21 protein-coding genes and 1 riboswitch are annotated in these 24,988 nt (G+C 42.1%); of the genes, 2 read left to right on the top strand and 19 right to left on the bottom strand.

Annotated elements, in window-relative coordinates; all coding sequences use genetic code 11:
* Positions 1-17: 17 nt before the first annotated feature.
* The 5 genes from ACZF99_RS19460 to ACZF99_RS19480 all read right to left on the bottom strand — a co-directional run bounded on the left by ACZF99_RS19460 (position 18) and on the right by ACZF99_RS19480 (position 5,347).
* Positions 18-1,151: a YVTN family beta-propeller repeat protein gene (locus ACZF99_RS19460; protein ID WP_009224858.1), complete on the bottom strand. Its 1,134-nt coding sequence runs from the start codon at positions 1,149-1,151 to the stop codon at positions 18-20.
* 105 nt (positions 1,152-1,256) lie between these two features.
* Positions 1,257-2,678 (bottom strand): YncE family protein, encoded by a 1,422-nt coding sequence (locus ACZF99_RS19465; protein ID WP_323077428.1) that lies wholly within the window; start codon positions 2,676-2,678, stop codon positions 1,257-1,259.
* Between the two features lie 323 nt (positions 2,679-3,001).
* Entirely contained in the window at positions 3,002-3,196 is a 195-nt protein-coding gene (locus tag ACZF99_RS19470) for a DUF2933 domain-containing protein (RefSeq protein WP_009224856.1), read from the bottom strand.
* A gap of 206 nt (positions 3,197-3,402) precedes the next feature.
* The gene (locus ACZF99_RS19475; protein ID WP_009224855.1) at positions 3,403-3,987 is read right to left on the bottom strand and encodes a TVP38/TMEM64 family protein; all 585 of its coding nucleotides are present in this window, start codon (positions 3,985-3,987) and stop codon (positions 3,403-3,405) included.
* A gap of 100 nt (positions 3,988-4,087) precedes the next feature.
* Entirely contained in the window at positions 4,088-5,347 is a 1,260-nt protein-coding gene (locus ACZF99_RS19480; protein WP_127575667.1) for a cell wall-binding repeat-containing protein, read from the bottom strand.
* 212 nt (positions 5,348-5,559) lie between these two features.
* Between ACZF99_RS19480 and ACZF99_RS19485 the strand changes: the two genes are divergently transcribed.
* Positions 5,560-6,117, top strand: coding sequence for a C40 family peptidase (locus ACZF99_RS19485; RefSeq protein ID WP_323077429.1), 558 nt, complete (start codon positions 5,560-5,562; stop codon positions 6,115-6,117).
* A 48-nt stretch (positions 6,118-6,165) separates the two neighbouring features.
* On the opposite strand, the gene ACZF99_RS19490 is transcribed toward ACZF99_RS19485, so the two are convergent.
* The 10 genes from ACZF99_RS19490 to ACZF99_RS19535 form a co-directional block, all read right to left on the bottom strand.
* Positions 6,166-7,761 carry a methyl-accepting chemotaxis protein gene (locus ACZF99_RS19490; RefSeq protein WP_323077430.1) on the bottom strand — a complete coding sequence of 532 codons (1,596 nt, stop codon included), beginning with the start codon at positions 7,759-7,761 and terminating at the stop codon, positions 6,166-6,168.
* Positions 7,762-7,882: 121 nt separating this feature from the next.
* The gene (locus tag ACZF99_RS19495; RefSeq protein ID WP_323077432.1) at positions 7,883-8,557 is read right to left on the bottom strand and encodes a methyltransferase family protein; all 675 of its coding nucleotides are present in this window, start codon (positions 8,555-8,557) and stop codon (positions 7,883-7,885) included.
* Positions 8,558-8,583: 26 nt separating this feature from the next.
* Positions 8,584-10,884, bottom strand: a complete 2,301-nt coding sequence (locus ACZF99_RS19500) for a spermine/spermidine synthase domain-containing protein (protein ID WP_323077434.1) — start codon at positions 10,882-10,884, stop codon at positions 8,584-8,586.
* Positions 10,885-10,999: 115 nt separating this feature from the next.
* Complete coding sequence (locus tag ACZF99_RS19505) at positions 11,000-11,467, bottom strand: C40 family peptidase (RefSeq protein ID WP_323077435.1); 468 nt, start codon at positions 11,465-11,467, stop codon at positions 11,000-11,002.
* Between the two features lie 36 nt (positions 11,468-11,503).
* A complete protein-coding gene (locus ACZF99_RS19510; protein WP_323077436.1) occupies positions 11,504-12,658 on the bottom strand; it encodes a multicopper oxidase family protein in 1,155 nt (384 codons plus the stop codon).
* Between the two features lie 241 nt (positions 12,659-12,899).
* A complete protein-coding gene (locus ACZF99_RS19515) occupies positions 12,900-14,486 on the bottom strand; it encodes a multicopper oxidase family protein (protein ID WP_127575672.1) in 1,587 nt (528 codons plus the stop codon).
* 124 nt (positions 14,487-14,610) lie between these two features.
* Positions 14,611-15,531: a hypothetical protein gene (locus ACZF99_RS19520; protein ID WP_483606652.1), complete on the bottom strand. Its 921-nt coding sequence runs from the start codon at positions 15,529-15,531 to the stop codon at positions 14,611-14,613.
* Between the two features lie 202 nt (positions 15,532-15,733).
* Entirely contained in the window at positions 15,734-16,612 is an 879-nt protein-coding gene (locus ACZF99_RS19525) for a M56 family metallopeptidase (RefSeq protein ID WP_127575674.1), read from the bottom strand.
* Entirely contained in the window at positions 16,578-17,009 is a 432-nt protein-coding gene (locus ACZF99_RS19530; RefSeq protein WP_127575675.1) for a BlaI/MecI/CopY family transcriptional regulator, read from the bottom strand. Before ACZF99_RS19530 ends, ACZF99_RS19525 begins: the two co-directional genes overlap by 35 nt.
* 146 nt (positions 17,010-17,155) lie before the next feature.
* Complete coding sequence (locus tag ACZF99_RS19535; RefSeq protein WP_127575676.1) at positions 17,156-17,626, bottom strand: C40 family peptidase; 471 nt, start codon at positions 17,624-17,626, stop codon at positions 17,156-17,158.
* A gap of 4 nt (positions 17,627-17,630) precedes the next feature.
* A riboswitch (cyclic di-AMP (ydaO/yuaA leader) is annotated at positions 17,631-17,764 on the bottom strand.
* A gap of 406 nt (positions 17,765-18,170) precedes the next feature.
* Here ACZF99_RS19535 and ACZF99_RS19540 point away from each other — a divergent pair.
* Positions 18,171-20,330, top strand: coding sequence for a copper-translocating P-type ATPase (locus ACZF99_RS19540; protein WP_323077439.1), 2,160 nt, complete (start codon positions 18,171-18,173; stop codon positions 20,328-20,330).
* Between the two features lie 145 nt (positions 20,331-20,475).
* On the opposite strand, the gene spoIIP is transcribed toward ACZF99_RS19540, so the two are convergent.
* From spoIIP to ACZF99_RS19560, 4 genes are all read right to left on the bottom strand, one after another.
* The gene (gene spoIIP / locus ACZF99_RS19545; RefSeq protein ID WP_178020446.1) at positions 20,476-21,444 is read right to left on the bottom strand and encodes a stage II sporulation protein P; all 969 of its coding nucleotides are present in this window, start codon (positions 21,442-21,444) and stop codon (positions 20,476-20,478) included.
* Positions 21,389-22,006, bottom strand: coding sequence for a class I SAM-dependent methyltransferase (locus ACZF99_RS19550; protein WP_127575679.1), 618 nt, complete (start codon positions 22,004-22,006; stop codon positions 21,389-21,391). The genes spoIIP and ACZF99_RS19550 overlap by 56 nt, the downstream gene beginning before the upstream one ends.
* 148 nt (positions 22,007-22,154) lie before the next feature.
* Positions 22,155-24,545, bottom strand: a complete 2,391-nt coding sequence (locus ACZF99_RS19555; RefSeq protein WP_127575680.1) for a heavy metal translocating P-type ATPase — start codon at positions 24,543-24,545, stop codon at positions 22,155-22,157.
* Positions 24,538-24,906 carry an ArsR/SmtB family transcription factor gene (locus ACZF99_RS19560; RefSeq protein WP_127575681.1) on the bottom strand — a complete coding sequence of 123 codons (369 nt, stop codon included), beginning with the start codon at positions 24,904-24,906 and terminating at the stop codon, positions 24,538-24,540. The genes ACZF99_RS19555 and ACZF99_RS19560 overlap by 8 nt, the downstream gene beginning before the upstream one ends.
* Positions 24,907-24,988: the final 82 nt, after the last annotated feature.

Genomic DNA, 24,988 nt, shown 5'->3' on the forward strand with positions numbered 1-24,988 from the left:
TCACTATCCCCTTATTATTATGGAGTAACACTAATTCCATTTGGCGTTGTGCCTACTTTAATCGTTGTAATCACTTTATTGGTTTCATTGTCGATCACGGTTACAGTGTTATCGAACATGTTTGTCACATATATTTTACTGTTATCCGGGCTCACTACCACGCCATGCGCCCCTTTGCCCGTCTCGATCGTGGCAATGACCTGATTTGTAGCCAGGTCAATTTTCGAGATACTATTTGATGGATTTTGTTCGGTACCTTGATTCGCAATAATCGCATACTTGTTGTCGGATGGAATATACACCTGCGCAGGACCGTTACCGACAGGTACTTTGATCATTTTCTCGGTAGCTAAGTCCACAATTACGGCTGCATTCTCTGCGTTTAAAGGAACGACCAGGGTTTTACCGTCACTCGTTACGCCAGTCGTTACAGGCGTGCTACCGACCTTGATCTTTTTCTCCTCAACCATGGTCTGCAAGTTCAACACACTAACGGTGTCTTCGCTCATATTTGCCACATAGGCAAATTTACTGTCCGCCGACACTCTAAAACCATGAGGGCCTTTTCCTGCTGGAATCGTTCCCACCGTTTGAAACGTCTTGGCATCCAGTACCGTTACATTATTTCCTTCATTATTGGTAACCAGAACATTTTTCCCATCCATCGTAAAAACGAGATGAGCCGGGTGGATACCTACTTCGACTTTCTTGACGAGTTCGTCTGAAACCGTGTCATAAAAATAGGCATAACCGCTCATTTCATGATCGCCATCTTCGCCATGTCCGCCCTCTTGATCTTCCGCCTCCGACATTCCTTCCATGTCCGACATTGATGGAACAACCGTAGCTCCTACCAATTTCCCGTCGGGAGAGACCTGGACATTATGAACGGCCCCTTCAACCTTAATGGTCTGCAGGACTTGATTTGAAGTTGCATCTATCTTAGTAACACTTCCCCCTTCATCGGCAGTGTAAAAAAACGCCGGCGCAACATTTTGTGAAATTGGGGCTTCAGCTTTGTTTTCAGAGTTATTCGTGGTTTGATTTGGTTGTGCAGCATTGTTATTCTGTTGTGCAGCATTGTTATTCTGTTGTGCAGTACCACAGGCAGTAATACCAATGGCTAAAACCGCTACAGAGAGCGTTATCATCCAGTTTCTTTTCATGTTATTTATCCCCCTAAATTTATTTATTCTCATTTTTATATTTATCCCCAAAAAATATAGTGAGCGTGCTCACTATATTTCTCGATTCAGTTACTCACTCCAGGATAAAGAAACCGTTTCTCCATTGGGTCCGTCAATTTTCATTTCGACCTGAGAGGCTTGCTCTGTTTTTGGAAACCAGGCCAAATAAAAAGGATGGTGTGAGTCGTTGCTTACGGAAACCAACCGAGAAGGAGACACATATTTACCATTTAAGCCTTGCAGGCTAATCCTCTGCTCATTTAACAAATCAGAAATATCGCCAGAATGAGCAGCTAATGAAATTCCATAGATATCATTTTGTTGAAAATCCTCCGCTTTGATATCCGTAAAATTCGGATCATTCCCAAGGTCAGTTGCCTTTAACCTTTGCACCGTGATTTGAGCCGAGCCAAGCGTTCCCTCCTGAACGGATGGATCCGGACTAATGTCAGGGGCGGTTACGTTCGAAGCTTGGACAGGAACAATGATATCTTCCAGCGATATTTCATGCGGTTCGGAACCTACCGGAATTATGGCTACGACCTTTCTGTCTTCTCGGTTGATCTTTACGATATCGTTCGATTGCCGATTTGAGACAAAAGCCCATACCCCATCAGGTGAAAAGCCTACGTGATTTGCATAGGAACCCGTTGAAATCGTCGCTAAAACACGAAAGTTGTCCGTATTGATCACTGTGACATCGTTCGATTTGTTATTGCTGACCCACAATTCTTTTCCGTCTGGGGAGACAGTTACCCCATGAGGAGCCTCTCCCGCTTCAATATCCTTGATCACTTGCATGGTTTTCATATCGATGACAGACACCGTATTCGACTCTACATTGGCAGCAAAAGCATATCGCGAATCCGGCATAACCGCCACCTCGTTAGGTACTTTCCCGACAGCGATGGTTTTGACGACTTTTGCCGTTGTTGCGTCTACGATGGAAATCGTATCATCATTCACATTAGCTGTCCAAACTTGGGAACCATCCGCAGTAACTGCCACATGCGCCGGGCCTTCTCCCGTCTCAACCATGGATTTTAGATTGAGATTCGCCGTATCCACAATGGCTAATTTCCCGCCCGTTTTACCAAGCCCCGGATTAAGGGATACGTATAAGTTTTGACCGTCCGGGCTTATATCGATGCCATGAACGCCTTCGTCAAAAGCAAGTTCCTTTATTTTCTTTTTGGTTTTCGTATCGATCGCTATCAGCGTTTTGCCGTCAAAGCCGGTGCCGGCGTAAAGTACTTTTTGGTCTAAGCTTAGTGCAATACCATGGGAAGCTTGGTCTGTTCCCAGTTTAATCGTGTCCACTGCTTTTCCTTGTTCATAATCAACAACGGAGATGGTTCCGTCTCCAGCGTTTGGTACATAAAAAACTGAAGCAGGAGCTGCTTTCCCTTCTGGCTGTTTTACGAAAAGCCAAGTACCGGCAACGAGCAAAAGGAAAAGCAAAACTCCCCCCCATCGATAGATATTTTTCATGAACTCATCCACTCCATGTTCTCGTCATTGGGTTTGTTAGTGTCGTTTCTTACTCATCATCGGCATCAAAACCAGGTGTGACAATGGGCAAATCAGCAGAAGCAGGAATGGAATAATGTTTCCCGTTGAGCCTGTTATTCCGTTAAAAAGTAGCATTGCAGCGAATAGAACGATCGGCAAAACACAGCACAAGATCATCATCCAATTATGTTTTTTGGAATGGCCGGAATGCTCCCCGCCAGCATGATTATTTCCGTCATGGTTGTGATTACCACAGCAACTCATGTTAGTTCCTCCTTTGTTAATTTGAATTTCGGATTGGTTTACCGGGATAATTTTTGAATTTCTTGCTTCATTTGCTCATTTTGCGCTTTTAGTTCGTCAAGCTGTACTTGCATCGCACGGTCATTTGAATGCTCCGAATGAGAGCCGTGTCCATGACCATGCCCCTTCATTCCAAACATCATAAACACCATCATTAACGGACAAGCCAACAATAGCAGCCAAGACCAATCCATTTGTATTCCTCCTTTATCATTTCAATAACTTGATATGTTCATTGTAAAGAGTGATTGTGTAGAAACCGTGTGGAAAGCGTGCAATTTCTATGGACTTATAAAAAAACACGACCCGATATTATGGTCGTGGTAAGGCGTGGACGGTACTGTATCCAAACTAGGCATGTCAATAATTCAGCCCCTTCGATCCTTTCTTTGGCGAATGTTTAAATATCCGACTTCCTAGATCTGAACTTTCCGGGTATAAAGAGAATGAAAAAGAATGAAAATAGTAGCAATATTGAAATACCCGTCTTGACGCGTTGGTCTTCAATCATCTTAAACCCATAGCCAGCCATAGACTCTAAAAGAATGGACGGGGCTTTTCCGATGCCTGTAGCGAGGAGATAGATCGGGATACGTACTTGTGCTATTACACTCATGACTGTAACCAGGGCGGACGGCATATATGGAATGATTCTGGCGATCAAAACCGTGAGAAACTGCCTAAGAGTACTCATCCGTTGTATACGATGGAACCACAATCTTCTGTTCTTTGAAAGATACTTCTCCTCTAGTTTGAGTGCCCCTTTTCGGTATAACATATAGGAAACAATCGCACCGGCCATTTCACCGAGCCAGGATACGAAAAAACCTGGGATTCCCCCAAACACTAACACATTGGCCATCGTGAGAAAAACGGAAGGAATTACCCCTAAGATGCTGATGACCACATTGAGGACGATGCTAAGGACGTACGATCCTATCCCCCAGCCTGCCAACCATTCTGCAACATCTTCTGCCTGTAACATTGCCGGATTCGCTCCCTAATACTAACATCATTTTTTTAATAAAAAGGCTGCATGGATCATATTAAACAATCCTATACAGCCTTTTTGCCTTTTCTTCGGGTTAGTCGTTCATCCCGGGCATATCCTCCGTATTGCCGTTCATTCCACCCATACTTCCATGATCCATCCCTGATGCCGATACAATCTCCAGCATGGTGTCGATTTGCCCCTGAGCTTCAGCAGAAATGGATGCCTGAGAGCCGGTTAGCCAGGCATGGTTATACGGTCCCTCTGTTGGAGATTTCTCATATTTGGGTTGGACAGACATCACGTAAGACATCACCGAATCCGGCATACTGTCCTTTGTTGTCCATAGAAGCGGTGCATGCTTGCCTAAGTGAGAAAAAGGCGCACCCGCAATAGCCAGTCCCGGATTTTCTGGATTTACAAACGAAAAGTTATGCCCAGGTGTTGTAATTCCCCAACCAAATCCGGTTGCTTTGTCCTTATATTGAGCAAAGGCAACAGCGTTAGCATATGGATCATCGCCAGCAATACGTACCACTTTGCCATATTGCTTTATTTGATTGGCTACATTCTGTGAAATGACAGATTCAGGCCCTAAAATATAAATATTGGCCTTTCCTCCCCGGGTTTGTAACGCTTCTTTGGTTTCCTGCGGTATCTCATCTTTCATGACATACAACAGGGGCTCAGGCATATGAGCGATCCAGTTGATGGCCGGCATTGTATACTCAAGACTTTCCATCGATCCAATGATGACGGAAGAAGGATTTTCACCCGCTACTTTAGCGTAATAAGCATCAATGGCTTTAGCCAAAGCTGCAGGATTATCGGCTGCAAGTTTGTCCGTTTTGAACCCGAGTTCCTTTGCCTGATCCTCAACTTTTTGATCAAGATCACCAACCAAGATCGCTTGAATTCCCTCGTTACTCTCCACGCCTTTCGGCTTTAATCTTTTCATCTCATTTGCAGTAGCTTCAGGAATACCATCCTGATTGACAAACAAAATCGGGCCATTGCTTGGATGATGGATCAAGTCGGCACTAACAACTGCATTCTGCCAATCATCAGCAGATGTAAGAATAATACTCCCTGGACGGTTATCATCACTGGTTGCCATCCATAACGTTCGCGATACCGACACCGCCGCTTCCACGGGATTATCCGTGTTTATCCGCGTCGTATTTTTTGAGGAAATCCATGGAGTCACGACTTTTACTTCGGAAACAGTTGTATTACTTGATGGTTGAACCGTATTCTCAGCTTTAGCAGCATTGTCGTTTCCCGAATTGGTGCAGGCCGATAAAATGAACACCGTAACTAATAAAGCTACTCCGAGTTGGACTGGTTTCTTCATAAGCGCCTCCTGTAAATTCTCATTATTTTCTAAATAGAGTTATTAGGTGATATCCATTTTAAACAAAAAGCTTGTGGAAAGTATGTGGTTTTCGTGGAGATCCCGTTTAATTATTACCTTTTCCGCTTCCAAATATTACGCCTAAACAAACCCTGAAATCCTGTGTTAGGATGACGTCAGTTTCACAAAAAAACATCAGGAGGAAATTCAGCATGAAGAAATCTTTAGCAATTTTAATGGTATCTGCTTCTCTCGTAATGAGTCCGTTTGGAGCTCCGACGACTCATGCATCAAGCGACATTCCTACACAAGCTAAAGCAACTGTAAGCAGTGTGCGGGAAAATGTTATCGCAAAAGGGATGAAATATTTAGGAACTCCTTACGAGTTCGGGTCCAGCAGAAGCAACACTAAAACGTTCGACTGTTCCGACTTTGTAAGACAAGCCTATTTGGAAGGAGCAGGAATCAAGTTGCCTTCTAACTCGAGGACTCAAGGAGCTTATATCAAGAAAAACGGTACCTATACAACAAACTGGAAAAACCTCAAGCGTGGAGACATTATGTTCTTCATGTCATACAAAGGCAGCAAAGCTTCTGACTACCGAGGAATTAATAAAAGCACTGCCCGTATCACCCATAACGGGATTTATCTTGGAAACGGGAAAATCCTACAAACTTATTCCAAAGAATCGGGCGGCGTTCGTATCGATAATATTGAGGGCACTCAATGGGAAAAACGCTTTCTTTTTGGGGGAAGTGTGTTGAAATAGCATAACGAGCCAGTGAAAAATAACTCACTGGCTCGTCCTTTCTCCAAATTATACCTGAAATTGATTAACCTCCTTTCTCATTTTTTCGATCGTTTCCAACATTTGGGCTGAAGTTTTGGATATATCCTCTGTTCTTTTCACTTGTGAATGGCTCGCTTCCATGATGTATTGTACATTTTTTACAGTGTCGTTGGCGATTGAAGATACCGTCTGAAATGAGGCGGCAATTTCTTCAGTTCCTGCAGATATTTCCTGAGTTGCCATAGATATTTCCTGATTTTGCTTAGCTACAACTTCAGCAGAGTTGACAATTTTGTTGAATGCTTGTCCTGCTTCTTGAAGGACTTTTATTCCACGATCAAGCTGCTCGAGTCCCAGCTTTACCCTTTCTGCAGCGTCACTTGTTTTCGTTTGAACAGCATCAATTAAAGATCGAATTTCATGTGAAGAACTTTCAGATTGTTCAGCCAACTTTTTTACTTCATCGGCGACCACCGTAAACCCTCGACCATTCTCCCCCGCTCGAGCTGCCTCAATGGCCGCATTCAATGCCAGTAGATGAGTTTGCGAGGAAATCTCTGTTATCATTCCTGCTATACTGCTTACATTGTCAGACATCTGATACAACTCATTAATACTTTCTGCCATTAAACGGGTCGTTTCATTAAGCTGATGGATCTCCTCAACCGCCGTTTGGATTGACTGATTTCCTCGATCAGCATGTTCCAACATTTCACTTGATGTTAGTGCGACAATGGATGTGGTTTTGGCGATATGCTGAATGTTTTCTGAAATATCTTCCATAGCATTAGCACTGGAAGTCATTCCCTGAGCTTGCTTAAGCGCCCCTGATTCAACTTGGATAACATTTGAGTTCACATCTAGAGCTATCTCTGCAATTTGCTTCGTCTTCTGGTCAACAGATAAAGAAGAATGGTGAACACCTATAGAAACTTCTTTGACGGAATGTACCATTTCTTGAAGCCCCCGTATCATTTGATTGACGCCACTAGCGAGCTTACCTAGCTCATCTCTAGACTTAGAAACCAAAAGATCTACTCTTAAGTCACCAACTGAAACCTTCTCCATAAGATGTGTCATCCAGAGAATAGGCCGTACAAATCTGACCGATAAATAAGCAGCAACTATTAAGGAAACTAAGAGACCGATTATGGCAAACCAAATCATACTTTTTCGAAAATTTTGGGAGGCATGCTCATACATTTCTTTCGGCATACTTACATGGAAAGCTCCAATAACATTGCCCTGCTTATTTCTTATCGGTTCATACAAAGAAAGTTCTTCTCCATTATGGGAAGAACCAAGATAGGCTTCCCCTTTCTCTAAAACCATTTTTTGAACCTCGGTTTCAAGGGAACTCATCGATTCATTATTTGCCATGGAATCATCTGCAGTTGCGATGCTGATTTTACCTTTAAAAATGACGATACTATCTCCAGTCAGTTTATTAATGGATTCTACCGCTTGACTATTATTTTCCATTAGTGTTTCGCCCTTGTACAACTTGGCATTTTTAATTTCCCACTCACCTGGATATTTTTCATTGAGTAATGCTTTGGCCATAGCTTCATTCGTTGCGAGTTTCTTCTCAGCAAGATGGGTCACCTCATTTTTCATCATCATTGCAGAGTATCCTCCCAATGAGGCGATGACAATTAATATGACACTGGAAAACATGATCATCAATTTTAGGAAGAGTTTCACGATAAATTACTCCTTATACAATATTCTACAAAATATTGGGTTATCTATTTCTAAATGTCCCTGCGATTTCTGAAATTTCATTTCTAGTTAATAATCTTCTCGGAACGAATGCCGGAACTGATTTTTTATACTCCAGATATTTCCCCCCAAATTCTTCTATCATTTGTTTTTCTTCTTTTTTGGAAAGTTTTGTATACATGAATAAAAGGATCGGTGCCATTAAAATCGTAATTATAGTTGGCCACTGTACCAAGAAGCCTATGATACTAAGTACAAAACCGCTGTACTGGGGGTGCCGTACTATTCTGTAAATCCCACTTTCGACCATTTCTCCCTTTCCGGCATGAATCCCTTTCCAACCCACCCCAATAATAAATATCCCCGCAAATATAAGTATGTTACTGAGAGGGTGGAGAATGGAGTATAGTGTTGTTGAACCGCCAGCCAAGGCTACCCATAAATGCCCATTAAGATGAGTAAACGGATCCAGTACCGGGTATTTACTCCCCAAAGTTGAAGTTAAAATATAGATTGTTAACGGGAATCCAAACATTTCACTGAAAAGTGCAACTATAAATGCCGCGAAGGCTCCTAATGTTCTCCATTCCCTTTTCGTTTGGGGCTTATATGCCGCAAATACAAACATACCAAAAAATAGGATATTAAATAGAACGGATCCCCAGAGGCCATACGCGTACTTATCCAAAAGATGCATAATAATCGTACCCCACTTATTCAAAATTAAGGTCTATTTATAACGCTTATCAGAGCATAAATGAATCCGCCAACGAGCAGTGCGCCATTGAACCCCAGGCTCATGGAGAGAATAACAGCTAGTACCGAGCCTATTACAGACATAACTCCGTTTATTCCGAACATCATCGGAATTGCATCCACTTTACCAGATTCCTCAAGTCGTTTTAGACCTCTCGGAAATGGAATCCCCATAAAGAACCCTTGAATCATCACTAATATGGAAGCAACAATGATTTTATTAACTAAGCTCCACTCCGACGTTATGAGAAACATTTTTTCTAAAAACAGTATTAATGCTATATTGACTACCACGACCAAAAGAGGGGGTATACGCTCATTTTTCAGAATTTTGTTGAGCGATTTATTCCTGCTCATATATCCTCCCACCCCGCTGCCAACCAGCAATGCCGCCAGAACAAAGCTAAAAGTAATGACAGGATGACCGAAGTAAAGAGAAAATTTCTGTATGAGCGGTGTTTCAATCAACATAAATCCGGCACCTAGAAGCCCAAAGTAAAGTGCTGGTCTCATCAAACTCCGATTTCTTATTAGAAACGGGGCAAAGAAAACCACACTCCCAATTCCGACTGCTGCAAGGAGAATAAGCAGCGATGTAGGTAAACCCTTCTCAAAATTGTAGAAATAGGGACTATCATCTGTAGACGGGACCACATTGTTGCTAAATTTAGCTGTGAATTGTTCGAAATTATCGTGCTCATCTTCTAGGTGCTTTAGCGGACCCTCCTCGTAAATATTAGGAAGGAATAACGGAATATTCCCATTTTCTAACGCCATGCCTATTAACTGATTACTTTCATTTTCCGTAAAAGGAGCATTTTTTATAATAACAACAGGGTAATGAATATGTGCAGCATCATCGCCGTGTTCGGATTGAGGCATAGCTTTGGTAAAAATAGCGATGTGTTTCGGTGCTTCTTTTAGAGGAATTCCCCTATTCATTAGCGCTGAAATTGAGGTCGATACTATTTTCTCAAGATCGTTTTGATCATGAACAAGAAAGGCGACTCTTCCGTTACTTTCCAGTTTTTTTAGATAATCTTTCACTGCCTCAACGGTATAAATATAGTTTTCCGAAAGAGCATACCCCACACTTTGAGAAGCATTCGTCATCACTAAAGATAAAAAGATCATATCGAATTTATCTTTCGTCTTTCTGACAAAATTCCGGCCGTCTTCTGGATAAACCTTCACTTCCGGCAAATTGTAAATGTTGCCGTTATAATCTGAATACTTTTTTACGGCGTTAATGCTCGAAGTATTAATTTCAACTGCAGTAATATCTTTACTCCCGGCCGCCAAAGCGTATAGTATATCTCTCCCCCCTCCAGGCCCAATGATCAAAGATTTATCATTCTTCCCCATCGAAAAAGGTAAAAACTCAGTTTCTTTTTTATATTTTTCCAGGCTGCTTAAATCGCCGTTATATTTCATCATTGGGGCATTAGCCGCTCCATCAATGGTAACTACCATATAGTCGGGTATTTCCGGTAGTCTTATAACATCAGTCCTAGAAAATGAATTCCATTCAGTAGATATAATTTCTGCATTCTCGCCTTCATTTTGATAAGACCCAAACGTTTTTCCTGAATTAGTCAATAATCCGTTGAAATTCTTCTCGATCGAATTTATATACTGAACTGGAATGAGCAAACCTAAAGATAATAGAATGAGAGAAACTATGGTTACAGCAATCAACCTCTTAAAGTTGGAAAACAACGAGATGCTCAGCGCGGCCAATAAGGCAACAATAGATATAACCAGAGAAGACCTAAACATTCCCGAATTGTTCAATAATAGAAGTACAGCAACGCTCCCAACCCCTGAGCCGAGTAAATCTGCAAAATATAGTTTATTGCTTATCCCCGCGGATAGTCTGAAAAGAAGGGATATATAATATCCCCCTATTACAAAAGGAAAGGTTCCCAGTACAGCATAGATTAAAACACTATTTATATAAGGCAGCTTATAGATTACCGATAATATGACAAGATAAATGAAGGCCAATAGCAAAGCAGCATATCCTAAACCTTGCGGCTTTATCCTCTTCCCCAGTGCTTTTGTCTTTTTCTGCTGCATATATACAAGTACGCTTCCGATACCAACGCCGCATATTGCAAAAGATGTGACAAGAAAAATATAGTGATAAGATAAAAGTGCCGAAAATATTCTTGTTAGTATTACTTGGTATACAAATAAGGAAACCGATACTAAGAAAATACTCGATAAAATTAATAAATTCCCCTTTATATTGATTGGCTTTATCAAGAATGCCTACGCCCCTCTAAGTGGTGGAATGAAAAAGAAGTGCGTTTTAAGCACTCCTTTTTTACTGATAAATTCTAGAATCAAGCCTGTCCAACTGATGTCCTGAGCCATTCTTTCATTCTTTCGTTATTTTATAATACTCATCATCAGATAATATACGGCGAGCGGTTACATAACGTTCGACATAATAATCTTCCGAAAGTTTGCTGATTTGAACTCCCTTACTTGCAGATGAATGGGAGAATAATCCATTCCCCATATAAATACCGGCGTGCGAGATGCCCGTTCCGTCCGTATTAAAAAATACAAGATCCCCTGAACGCAGGTTTTTCTTCTCCACCTTTACTCCTTCTTTGGCCTGCAATTTCGTTGTTCTAGGAAGATCAACATCCACTTGTTTAAACACATATTGAATAAAACCTGAACAATCAAATCCTTCGGTTGTCGTTCCTCCATAAAGATATGGGGTTCCCAAAACCTGATCGACTTCCGACTGTAATGCCGACTCGCTGGCAAACACGCTTCCGGCATTAAATACGGTAAGAAGGGTAAGGAATAAAATTGATCCAATAATCTTCTTCAAACTATTTCTCCTCTCTTACTGAACTCCTCCTGTGACTTATTCCATACCGCTCTGGGTTTGAACAGCCAGTTGACCTTCATATTTGATCACGCCGATTAATCCGCCTGGTTCCACTTCCCCGTTCATTGTGTGGTGCAGTTCATGGCAATGGAATACCCAGGTCCCCGGATTGTCGGCAATGAATTCAATATCGTAGGTTTTACCGGGAGCAACATCAATGGTATTCATGACCTGTGGATCGGAGATGGGATGGCCGTCTTCCGCAATGACCCGGAAATCGTGTCCATGCAAATGCATCGGGTGATTTAGGTTGCTGATATTGATGAGACGTAAGCGAACGGTTTCTCCCTTCTTGACAACAAGAGGTTTCGTATCCGGGAATGCTTTCCCGTTGATCGTCCAGTAATTGTAGTCCATGTTCATCTGAGCTGAGCCGGTTCCTTCTGCAGTATGCATCCCCATATCCATACCTGCCATATCCGTCATCTTGCCATGTGCATTCGGCATTTCCACATCCATACCAGCTTTATTTGACATCGTCCCATTAACACCCGTTACTTGCATATCGTCTACGTTCCAGCCGCCAAGCATCCAGGTGATATCCTGATCAAATTTCGGTTGTGCTTCGGGTTTTTGCGGATCTATAATAAACGCTCCGTAAAACCCTTTATCGATTTGCTCAACGCTATTTAAATGGGAGTGATACATAAAAGTTCCCGCATGATTTGCAATAAACTCGTAAGTATAAGATTTACCCGGTTTGATGCCATTCTGCGTGAAAGGAGGTACTCCGTCCATATTGTTTGGAATATGGAGCCCATGCCAGTGAATTGATGTGTCTTCCTTAAGGTTGTTTTTGACCGTGATACGAACCGTATCTCCTTCAGTCACCCGAATTTCCGGTCCAGGGACCGTGTCGTTGATTGTAATGGCATTTACGGTTGTCCCTTTCACCAACTCCCACTTTCCTTCTTTGACATCGAGCGTAAACTCCTTTACTTTACCTGTTGGCACAATAATGTCTGTTTCTTTTAACGGAGGCAGTTTTCGCAATTGAGTGGTGGTCAGGATATTTAAATCTTGTTTGGCCGGCTCCGCTTGTTCTGCATTAGCAGCTCCTACAGAACCAAAGACACTTGCCGCGAGTAAAAGGAACGCCAAGCTGCCGTGCTTCCAAAACTTCTTGATCAAAATCGTCTCCTCCATTTCTTGATTTACTCATTAATCGTGAATTGGAATTAAAAACACCGGATAATCTTCTTCGTTTTATCCTCCTCTCGTAATCTAAGTTGAGTTCATTGTACATGGAAAATGTTGAGAATCTGTGTAGAAAGTAAGAAGATGAAAAATAGAAGAGAGTTTTGTCGATAACCTTTAAGATAAACAAAAGTAAAACTCCTGCAACGACTGATCGCTGCAGGAGTCTTAAAAATTATTCAGGCTTATTTCCGACTGTAGGGTCCGGTGTGTAATTACTTTTGTAGCCCTCGTACATCACGTCGGTAACCATCCCTGCGGACGCATGGTGCAAATCATGGCAGTGGAACATCCAATCCCCTGGATTATCCGCTTCAAATGCAACCACGTATTCTTCGCCAGGCTTCACATTAAGCGTGTCTTTGATCACAGGTGTTCCTTCAAGAGGTTTACCGTTCTTACTTAATACTTGGAAGAAATGTCCGTGTAAGTGCATGGGATGGTCATCGGTTTTAGACAAATTTACTAAGGTAACCTTCACTTTGTCCCCTTTATCTACTTTGATCGAATCGGTATCAGGAAACATCTTTCCATTGATCGTGTAGACCATTTCCCCATCCTTCATTTCTGTGTTCAGATTTAATTTCACGTCTTGATCAAACTTTTGATCCAAAGAGAAATTAGACTTCGCTTGTTGACCGTATTTGGTTAAATCAAAGACAGGCAGCTCAACATCCGCATTCGAGGCATCGGTTTTGCCTGTTGCTCCCTCATACTCAATCACAGCACGCATGTTCTTCACACGCTCATCTTTTCCATGCTCTTCTAAGAGCCATGATCCGGGGTTATTGGCAGTAAATTCGAGATCATAGCGTTCACCAGGCGCGATCGCAATGCCTTGATCGGTGATCACAGCTGGACTATTTACAGGCTGCCCATCGGAGGCAATAACTTTAAATTCATGTCCGTGTAAATGCAGCAAATGCGTAATGTAGCCCGCATTGACCAAACGAATACGAACTTTATCCCCTTCCTTCACGATAAGCTTATCAATCGAATCCCCAGTTTTCCCATTTATGGTGTACAGGTCGTACATGCTCATATCATGCCCAGCCATCTCTGTCATGCTACTCATATCGCCCATGTTCATTTGGCTGTGATCCATCCCCTCCATGCCTTCCGCGTTGCTCATATCCATCTCACCTGAGCTCATCCACTCATCCAGCACAAGGGTATAATCACGGTCATAGCTTTCGTTGGGATCTTCTACGATTAACGTACCATACAAGCCCTTATCAAGCTGATTTACACTATCTTGGTGCGAATGATACCAATAAGTACCAGGAACAGTCGCTTTAAATTCATATGTGAATTCCTTACCTGCAGGCACTGCATCTTGAGTTACTCCCGGAATACCATCCATATTATTTGGAACGGGATAGCCATGCCAGTGTATGGAGACAGGCTCCTCCAACTCATTCTTCAATTTGATTTTCACGGTATCACCGACCTTCACACGAATCTGAGGACCAGGCACCGAGTTGTTAAACGTCCACACAGGCAACGTCAAATCATCCGATACTTTCAAGTTGCTCGTTTGCGCGGTGATCGTAAACTCTTTCCCATCCGCAACAGGAGTAACATTCGTCAATTTGATCTCCCCTGATTGGTTATTTTGATTCGTATTTTGTTGAGAATCACTCATGTTCATTTTTGAATGATCCATACCTTCCATTCCGTTTTGACTGTCTGAATTCGCGCAACCTGCCACGATGGCACTAAAAGCACCTACTGCAAGTAGAATTTTTAGTTTACCTTTCATAATGATCCTCCTCGTATTGATTTTATCTCCAACAGTATATCTAAAATTTGTGTAGAATTTATGAAGACATCTAAATTTTGAAATAATAGATAATGAAAACAAGGAGAGATCAGAAGATATATGTTTATTCAATACTTGCTCTCAGTGACCAGCTACTGCCGCCATTGTCGCTTTCAAAAACAGAATAGCGGTCAGTCACAATGAGCAGCCGGTTGGGATCACGTTTCGATGCTTTGATGCCGAGTGGCATTTCGCCCTTTAAGTCAACATGAAGGTCTGACCAGTTTTTCAAATCTTTTGTTTTTAGAAATCCGCTCTCCGCCATAAGGATGACCTCCCCATTTGCTAAATAAAGCACCCCATATGCCGGTTCATTGGTTAACTGCATGTTCTGAACCTTACCTTCATTAACAATGTATTGAATAAGTCCTGTTTCCGTGGCCGCCAAGAAGGAAGCAGGAACTCCCGGCAGCACCGTAATGGAGTAGGCACCTTCAGGCAGAGTGCCTATGTTTCGCCATGTCTCGCCCCCATCTTTTGTTTCATATAAGTTGTTCTCTGAACCTGCCAGCAAGGTAAATAAACGATTTGGATCGACAGGATCCATAACTAAATAATGCGCATCTGGTTCATTGGGTTTGGATTGATTAGGAAGTCCATTTTCAATCGTTTCCCACGTATCCCCGCCGTCAATAGATCGTTTCACAAATCCGTGACCTGCAGCATATATTTTTGAAGGATTCTCGAAATCCGTTTCGATTCCCATCACGTCGTTGGTTTTAATAGGCTCAAAAGTTTTCTGCCAATTTTGATCAATAAGTTCATATACACCTGTATGTGTACCTATCCAAACCGTTGTGTCATCGGGTGCATAACTAAAGACGTGTGGATGTGTGTCGGACTCAGGGATCAAAGAAGCCAAATTTGATTCTGATTCTTTGGCTTTTTTAATTCCACCCCATATTGCAAATATGATAATTGTGAACAAAGCTACTGCTAAGTAAAAACCAAATCCCCAGGACAATTTCTTTTTTACTCTATACATGATCATTCTCCTAATCATTTATGATAATCAACAAGACCGTATAAAGGATTTCTCATAACGTTAATCAATTCATCATGGCCATTTTCATATAATCTGGCTGAATTCCACACATGTATCTGTTCTCCTATCGCTTTTAATATGAACCATCGAGCCACTTTATATACTACAATACGTAGTTTTAAAACGAAAAAGAAAACGGCTTTTATGTGCAGCCGTTAAATAACATGATGACAGCAAACGTGATGAATACACTAAAAGATATAACCATAGGGGGGATATCCATCATTGGAATTTTGATATGAGAACTCGGTTCAATTAATTTTTGTATCCGATAATTGATGGGATCATCCGCAAATCCAACCCCGATGGGTAATCGTTGATGATTTGAACTCGCACATTTATATAACACACTACCCAAAGCATATGGGGACCCCATGTGCATCATGGCATATTGATCGGCATCGATCTCCATCCAAACATGAATGAAATAATGCATTTTTTTAAAAATCGGTACAAAAGGAAGACTGTCTTTTATGATATTTATGATTAACGAACGAAGAGGATCGAATTTTTTTAGATGAGCGTATTCATGCAGCAATACCGCTGTAATCTCTTCTTGATCGAAACATGCCAGCATCTTGGTAGAAATGACAATTCTCGGTCGAACAAATCCATAAGTTAAAGCGAATAGTGAATGGTCTTTAATAACAATAATTTTTCCATTAAATTGTTGAAATGTTCTATTTATCGCTTCCGTTAACAAAATATCCGATTTGAATCGAACCTCTTTATTCCACTGTTTTTTTAGATTTACTTGTTTGAACAAGATGTAAAAAAATGTTAGAAGGCTGTATATAATAACGATATTCAATCCTATTAATATGAACTGGTGTATCATTGTGCTCTCTCCTAGAGCAGAAAGGCAATACTCCAATATTCCCCATTGGATGGAATATCCCCAAATTTCATGCAACATATAAATTGCCATATTAATCCATAGGAGTAATCCAATAGCGATCATCAAGAAAAAAATGATGTCATGCTTTTTAATGGTTATCATGACGGTCTTTTTTCCATTCATTTAAACGTGATTCTAATAACTTCATCAACTGAGGATCGGCCTGCTGCATCGCGTCGACCATATGATTTACCATCAAGTCCCCGTAGTCGTGAATTAAACCTACCGTAACAGTTTTCGTTTGTTCGGTAATAAATTCCTCCTTGCTTTGTACAGGTTCAAAATAACTCTGCCTGGCTCTCCCCTTCCCTATTGTTGTTTTCTTCAGATGCCCTTTTTCAATCAAGCGATTCATCACCGTCATCACAGCATTGAAAGATAAATCATCCTCCAGAAGAGACTGAACTTCTTTAATTGTTATTCTATTATGTTCCCAAATAATCTCCATGATTTGAGCTTCTAGTGAGCCAAAAAAGCGATTTAGCCCCTCCTCGTTTAAATACATCCGTTTAACAGACATGCTTTCACCCTTTCATCCTATACTACATATTGTAGTTAATAAACTTTCATTGGTCAATTTACAAAAATAATCATCCTCCTTGGATGATTATTTTTGCAAAACATAAGGACAAGCCGATAATTTCTTACAGCTTGTCCTTTTTATAGTTATTCTTGACCAATCATTTTAAGATAACTCTGCTCACTCACAACACGCCTTGCAGTAACATACCGCTCTTTATAATAAGATTCTGACAAACTGCTTATTCTTACACCTTTACTACTTGAAGAGTGTGCAAACTTATTGTCGCCGATATAGATGCCTGCATGAGAAATACCCTTCCCATCCGTATTAAAAAATACCAAATCTCCAGTTCGAAGTTTGTCCTGATCCACCGGAGTTCCCTCTTTTGCCTGGCTTTTTGACGTACGAGGCAAATCCAAATTGAACTTATCAAAAACATATAAAATAAAACCCGAGCAATCAAAACCGGCTACTGTTGTACCTCCATACAAGTAAGGAGTCCCCACCACTTTATCTACTTCATTTTCAAGTTTGGCCGAACTAGCAAAGGAACTGGTAGCGCTCGCTGAAAAAATAAGTGCTGCACCTAATGTCGATAAGATCAATTTTCTCAAATATGTAGTCTCCCTTCGATGCCTACGGAGTTAGCTGAGGGTTCGGTAGAAGGTTCCCTATATTCTTTTTACGAAAAGAATAATTCACCCAAAATTGGTTCCCCCGTTTTCTGTTAAGAAATTCGGCAAAAATTAATTTTTTGTAACCCTACATAATGTAGTCTATTTTCTGTTATTTTGTCAATCCTTATTTTTATAGAAGTACAAAAAATGTAATATGAATGTTTAATCACTTACTGAGGGCTTTCGGAAGCTATTAGAAATGTCGAAACAGATGATTTTTATAAAAATAAGAACGTATCGAAAATTGACATTATCAATATACCATATTTATACTACTGCTTGTAGGGTTACAAGATTTTAATTATTTAGTTACCGTTCTTACATAGTGTATATGTCCTTTATAAGATGAAATTAAGAATGCCATAGCCTCTTCTACAATATGTCCATGTTGGAATAAGAACAGGGAAGGTGGTGATTAAAATATCACATAGAGGTTAAATTAAATACTTAAAAATAACAAATTATGCGAAGGAGCAAGATCATGAATAACAATCATAAACATGATCAAAGCGATCATTCCCGTCGTTCTTCTGAACATCAACATAAAGAACAGCACCACGAACCCAACGAACACCAACATCACCAACATGATGAGCATGAGCAACATCAGCATGTAAGACACGAGGATCATCATCAGCATGATGAGCACCAACATGGAAACCATGTTATGCACGCTGGCGGACATGATCATTCCGGCCATCATGGGCATATGGTTGAAGATTTTAAGAAACGTTTCTATATATCCTTAATTATCACGATTCCGATCCTAATCATTTCCCCAATGATTCAAATGTTCATGGGCGTAAGCTGGCGATTTCCGGGGGATACATACCTTCTGTTCCTCTTGTCCTCATTTGTCTTCTTCTATGGGGGCTGGCCTTTTATTAAAGGGGCTAAGGATGAACTTTCCGTAAAAAACCCGGGCATGATGACTCTCATCTGTCTCGCCATCGTTGTTGCGTATGTTTACAGTACAAGCTCTACTTTCGGACTCACCACGACAGACTTTTTCTGGGAGCTTGCCACGTTAATCGACATTATGCTACTCGGGCATTGGATTGAGATGAAGTCCATCATGGGGGCCACTAAAGCTTTAGAGGAGCTCGCAAAACTTATGCCTTCCGATGCACATTTGGTAAAAGAAAGCGGCGAGATTATCGAAATCGATGTCACTGAACTAAAAAAAGGCGATATCGTACTCGTGAAACCGGGTGAAAAAGTTCCGATCGACGGTCAGATTACTGAAGGCGAAACCTTGATTGATGAATCGATGCTGACCGGCGAATCCGTACCGAATGCAAAACAAGCTGGCGACCAAGTCATTGGTGGTTCCATTAACGGTCAGGGCTCTGTCAAGATTTCCGTTCAGAGCGTAGGCAAAGAAACGTACCTCTCGCAAGTGATTGCACTCGTTCAAGAAGCCCAGGCTTCCAAGTCCCGAGCACAGGATCTGGCGAACCGTGCCGCTAAGTGGCTCTTTTACGGTGCATTGGTGGTAGGGATTCTCACCTTTTCCGCATGGATTGCACTCGGGTATTCGCTCTCCTTTGCTTTGGAACGTATGGTTACCGTGTTGATAATCGCATGTCCACATGCGTTAGGGCTCGCCGCTCCGCTTGTTATTGCAACTTCGACATCGCTTGCCGCGAAGAACGGGCTCTTGATTCGCAACCGAACCGCATTTGAAGGTGCACGGAATATCCAAGCCATTGTGTTCGATAAAACAGGAACTTTAACCAAAGGGGAATTCGGGATTACGAATATCCATCTCGGAAACGTATCTTCCGAGACGGAACTTCTTACCAATGCAGCGAGCGTAGAGACACATTCCGAGCATCCAATCGCCCGAGGCATTACAAAAGCTGCAAAGGAAAAAGGGATTCAGCTTAAAGAAGTGACTGACTTCAAAGCACTCCCGGGTAGTGGCCTCCAAGGGGTTGTGGATGGTAAGGAAATTATGGGGGTAAGTCCTGTATACGTAAAGGAGAAGCACCTTCCGTTTGATGAGGTACGCTTTAATCAATGGTCGCAAGAGGGGAAAACCGTTGTCTTTATCCTCGTTGATGGTCAAGTGGCCGGGATGATCGCACTGGCAGATATGATCCGAGATACAGCCAAAGATGCCGTTCAGGAACTGAAAGATATGGAAGTTAAATCCATCATGTTAACGGGGGATAACCAAAAGGTAGCCCAATATGTCGGTAAGCAGCTAGGCTTGGATGAAATCTTCGCCGAAGTTCTCCCCCATCAAAAGTCGGATAAAATCGACCAGATTCAAACAAAAGAAGGTTTGCGTACAGCGATGACCGGAGATGGAGTTAACGATGCTCCAGCGCTTGCCAAGGCAGATTTAGGGATCGCGATCGGTGCGGGCACTGATGTGGCGATTGAGACAGCTGACGTCGTACTTATCAAGAGCAATCCGCAAGATGTCGTCAATATCATTAAGCTTTCCAGAGTGACCTATCGCAAAATGATGCAAAACTTATGGTGGGCGACAGGTTATAACATCGTTGCCATCCCGCTTGCTGCAGGCGTCCTAATGCCGTTTGGAATTATTCTGGACCCCGCGATCGGCGCCATCCTGATGTCTTTAAGCACCGTCATTGTAGCCATCAATGCCAAATTATTGAAACTATAAGCAAAAAACTCCTGCCATTTCGGCAGGAGTTTCTTGGCCTAAGAATGTATCAAACTTTGAACCAGAAAGTCCTCATATTCAAAATATTTACATAAAGCTTATCCTTTCGGCCCGCGGTTAATAGGGCATTATCAAATCATGTTTATTAAATGGCCGAATTATGATCTTCATGCCAAATTTCATGAATCACATCTGCCAAAATCGATATCGTCCGATAATTTTCTTCTAATACGTTTTCTACACCGCCGATTTCAATGAGTGCGCTAAACTCGGCAAGCGATTGATTATATTGACCATTCCCGCTGGAATGATCCTTTTGGTAAATGACCTTGGAGATTCCAGGTATTTTTTCGTTTAATTTATTCTGTAACCGAGTTGCAAAGTTTTTGGTTTGTTTCCAATTGGGATTATCCCGTCCGACAACAAAATATAACTTAGCGTAATTCACATTGTTGTACAGAATGGTTGTTTTATTTCTTGATTCCGAATCTCGATGTATATCAAATACATATTCTATGGATTTATGTTTAGAGAGCTCCTTGCTCAATGTAGCCTTGGAATAGGTGTACGATTTTACGTACTCGAAATTACTTATTTTACTAGGATAATCATCAGCAGATTGGACCACACTCACTCCTTTTGCCTTTAATTTTTTGGATAGATCCTTTCCCAATAAAGTAACGTTTATTTTGGATTCGAAGGCCTCATTGGGAGCGGTTTTGCCTTGAAGTTCCGGCAGCCAAGATTCACGATTATGGGTATGGTAAATCAGAACTCGAGGTTGTTCCGATTGTACTGCCTCTCTATTTTGAACCATCTTTTTTGCAACTGGGGATACCACTGGATTTTTCACGGAAGATATTAGTTTCGGCTTCTCTACTTTTGTTGTCTTGCTTGATCTATGTATGTTAGTCTTCTCTTCCATTACCATCTGAACCTGACCTTTTTCTGGTAAGGTAGGCGCCTTAGATCCGTTTAGTTCAATGTACGCGGGAATGGCTTTTAGGGGTGTACCAGCGTCGCTGACACCACCCGCAAACGTTTGGAAAAAATACGGATCAAATTTTGCGAAGTACTTTTTTTCGATACATGCCGTTAAACAGGGCTGAAGCATCTTCCTCCACTCGAAAATGGTTTTTGTACGGCATGATAATTGGTTCAAAATGACGGCCGATATCGGTACCCATAATTGCTATAACAGGACGTACGATTTTTTTTATTAAAGACAAATCCTCGGATGGTGGGGCAAATTTATCGAAGATAACTATACGTCCCCCTGTTCGCGTAACCCGAATCATTTCTTGAAAACATAGATCCGGATTGGGGACGACGGATAAGATCAGGTTTGCAATGACCATATCAAATGATTCAGGTGAAAAGGTCAAATCTTCCGCATCCATCTCCATGAACTTAATGTTTGGGGAGTCATATTTTTTCTTGGCTCGATCAAGCATTTCGGGTGAAAGGTCGATTGCTGTTACAGAAACATCCTTGCCCATAATGAATCTCAGGTCTGCTCCGGTACCGACACCCACAAAAAGAATTTTGCTTTTAGGCTTAATTTCGAGACTCTCAAAAATCTTTTTCCGAGCCTTTAGAAAAGGCCCCGAATTAAAGAGGTAATCATAGAAGGGTGCCCAAAATCGAAAGATCACTTTATTCCAATGATTATTCATATTCGACTACGTTCCTTTACCTTTAATAGACGAAGACTATTAACATAACAATATGTGAGAATGGCCAAACAAAACGCCAGCCATTCACAGTTACGTTTTAACAGAAAAATGGGGCTGCCCATTAAGACTCGCAGCAGCCCTTTACTTTTTATTCTTTCGTGCGCATGAGTCGTAAACCGTTTAATGCAACCAGGAGCGTTGCCCCCATATCGGAAAGGATGGCAATCCACAGCGTGAGCCAGCCCGGAATAACGAGTAGCAAAGCAATCAACTTAATTGCAAGTGCAAAGGTGATATTTTGTTTGATGATGCGAAGTGCATTTCGGCTTAGTTTTATCGCGAAAGGCAGTTTTCTTAAATCGTCACCCATCAAAGCCACGTCTGCCGTTTCCAGCGCCGTGTCCGTACCGGCTCCGCCCATGGCGATGCCAACCGTGGAAGCTGCCAGCGCCGGGGCATCATTGACACCATCCCCAACCATTGCTACGTTCCCGTAATCGGATCTCAGTTGTTTAATAAAGTCTAATTTATCCTGCGGCAGCAGTTCTGCCTGAACATCCGATACGCCAACTTGTCCGCCGATGGCCTTGGCCGTACCTTTGTTGTCACCGGTAAGCATGATCGTTTTTTTGATGCCAAGCTGATGCAACTTTTGAATAACCTCTTTACTTGACTCGCGAACTTCATCCGCTACCGCGATTACTGCGAGAATGGCACGATCCGTTCCGACAACCATGGCCGTCTTGCCTTGGTTCTGTAGACTAGTGACCAACTGCTCCTGCTCGCTGCTGAAAAGAGCGGTTGGCATTTCCTTAAAGAGTTTCGGATTTCCAATGTAAAAGGTCGTTCCGTTGACAATACCTTTGATCCCTTTCCCTGTAATGGACGAAAAATCTTCAACCTTGATATCCGAATACGAAATGTCCTCTTCCTCCGCTTTTCTCATGATGGCTGAGGCAAGCGGATGTTGGGAACGATACTCTAATGCAGTAATGACGGACAACAATTCCGACGCATTGGTCTCCTTGCTAAATACGTTGTAATCCGTTACTACAGGGACGCCTTTTGTCAGGGTTCCGGTTTTATCAAACGCAATGGCCTTTAAGGCCCCCATTTCTTCGAGGTAAACGCCGCCTTTGATAAGGACGCCTTTTTTCGCCGCATTTCCGATAGCCGATACGATGGAAATTGGCGTCGAAATAACGAGTGCACACGGACAACCCACGACAAGTACAGATAACCCTTGATAAATCCAAGCAGCCCAGCTTCCATCAAATAAAAGCGGCGGAACGATTGCGACTAAAGCGGCCACGATCATGATGATGGGTGTGTAATACTTTGCAAATTTATCAACAAAGGCTTGCGAAGGTGCGCGTTCACCCTGTGCTTCCTCAACCAGGTGAATAATCTTTGCAATAGTGGTATCATCCACAAGCTTCGTTACCTTTACTTCAAGCAAACCTTCTTCATTTAACGTACCGGCAAAGACATCGTCATCAACCGATTTTTCAACTGGCACGGACTCACCGGTAATCGCTGCCTGATTAACGGCAGAGTAGCCACTGACAACCACACCGTCCATAGCGATCTTTTGACCGGGTTTCACGATCATGATGTCGCCTACCGCTATGTCATCCACATGAATCATTATTTCTTGCCCGTTGCGTCGGACCAGTGCTTCTTTTGGTGCGATGTCCATTAAGGAACGAATCGATTGTCTTGCCCGATCCATCGAGAATCGTTCCAGGGCCTCACTAATAGCGAACAAAATAACGACAATTGCGCCTTCCGCCCATTCCCCAATGATCGCCGCGCCGATAATGGCTACGGTCATCAGGGTTTTCATGTCAAATTCAAATCGCAATAAGTTCTGAAAGCCAACTTTAAAGAGTGAGAATCCACCGATGATGATCGAGGCTGCAAATAGCAAGGAAGTAACCAGGTTTTCTTCACCATTTACATACTGGGAAAGGTAACCGAACACCATCAGTAAAGCTGCATTCAATAACGTGCTGTGCTTTTTATAAAATGGCTCTTTGACTTCCTTTTTAACTTCTTGGGCAGCTCCCCGTTCGGCTTTTTCCGGGGTTACTTTCAGATTCTCAAAGGCGCCGGCTTTCTCCAGTTCTTCAATTGTTGCATTGCCATAAACGGCAATTTTCGAAGCTCCAAAATTCACTTTGGCATCTCGAACGCCAGGAATCTGTTTAACATTATTCTCAAACTTTCCGGCACAATTCGCGCATGTAAATCCCTGAACATTGAATACTTGTTTGCCCTCGGTCACAATCGGGTTTGCCGCACGTACAGGCTTTTCCGGGACGACTTTCAAATTCTCAAATGCCCCAGCTTTCTCCAGTTCTTCAACCGTTGCATCGCCGTAAACGGCGATTTTAGACGCACCAAAATTCACCTTCGCATCTTGAACCCCGGGTAGCTGCTTTACATTGTTCTCAAACTTTCCGGCACAATTCGCACATGTAAATCCTTCAACGCGGTATACGTGTTTACGATCTGAAGATTCCGATACTCTACTCAACGCCAACAACCTCCTTCTGATGCTTCATGGCGAGCCTGATCATTTGTTTGAGCTGCTCGTCTTCCAGTGAGTAGAAAACAAGCTTCCCTTCTTTGCGGTACTTGGCTATGCCCATATTTCGCAGCAGCCGTAAATGATGGGAAGCTGTTGCCATGGTGGAGCCGATAATATTGGCTACATCACAAACACAAAGTTCATCCTCATCGCAAAGCGCATAGGCCACTTTCAGCCGCGTATGATCAGCGAGAACCTTAAAGATTTGGGTCATATCTTTAAAATTATGTCTATTTAGCTTTTCTTTTACCCGATTGACCTTATGCTCGTCAAAACAAAAGATCTCGCAAGTATCTACATGTTCCACGGAACCACCTCAATCAAATATTTGTTTGATTATTATCATACAACACTTTTTCAATTATTCAAATACTGATTTGATTATTTCG

Source organism: Paenibacillus sp. JL3B1040 (genome assembly GCF_057063165.1).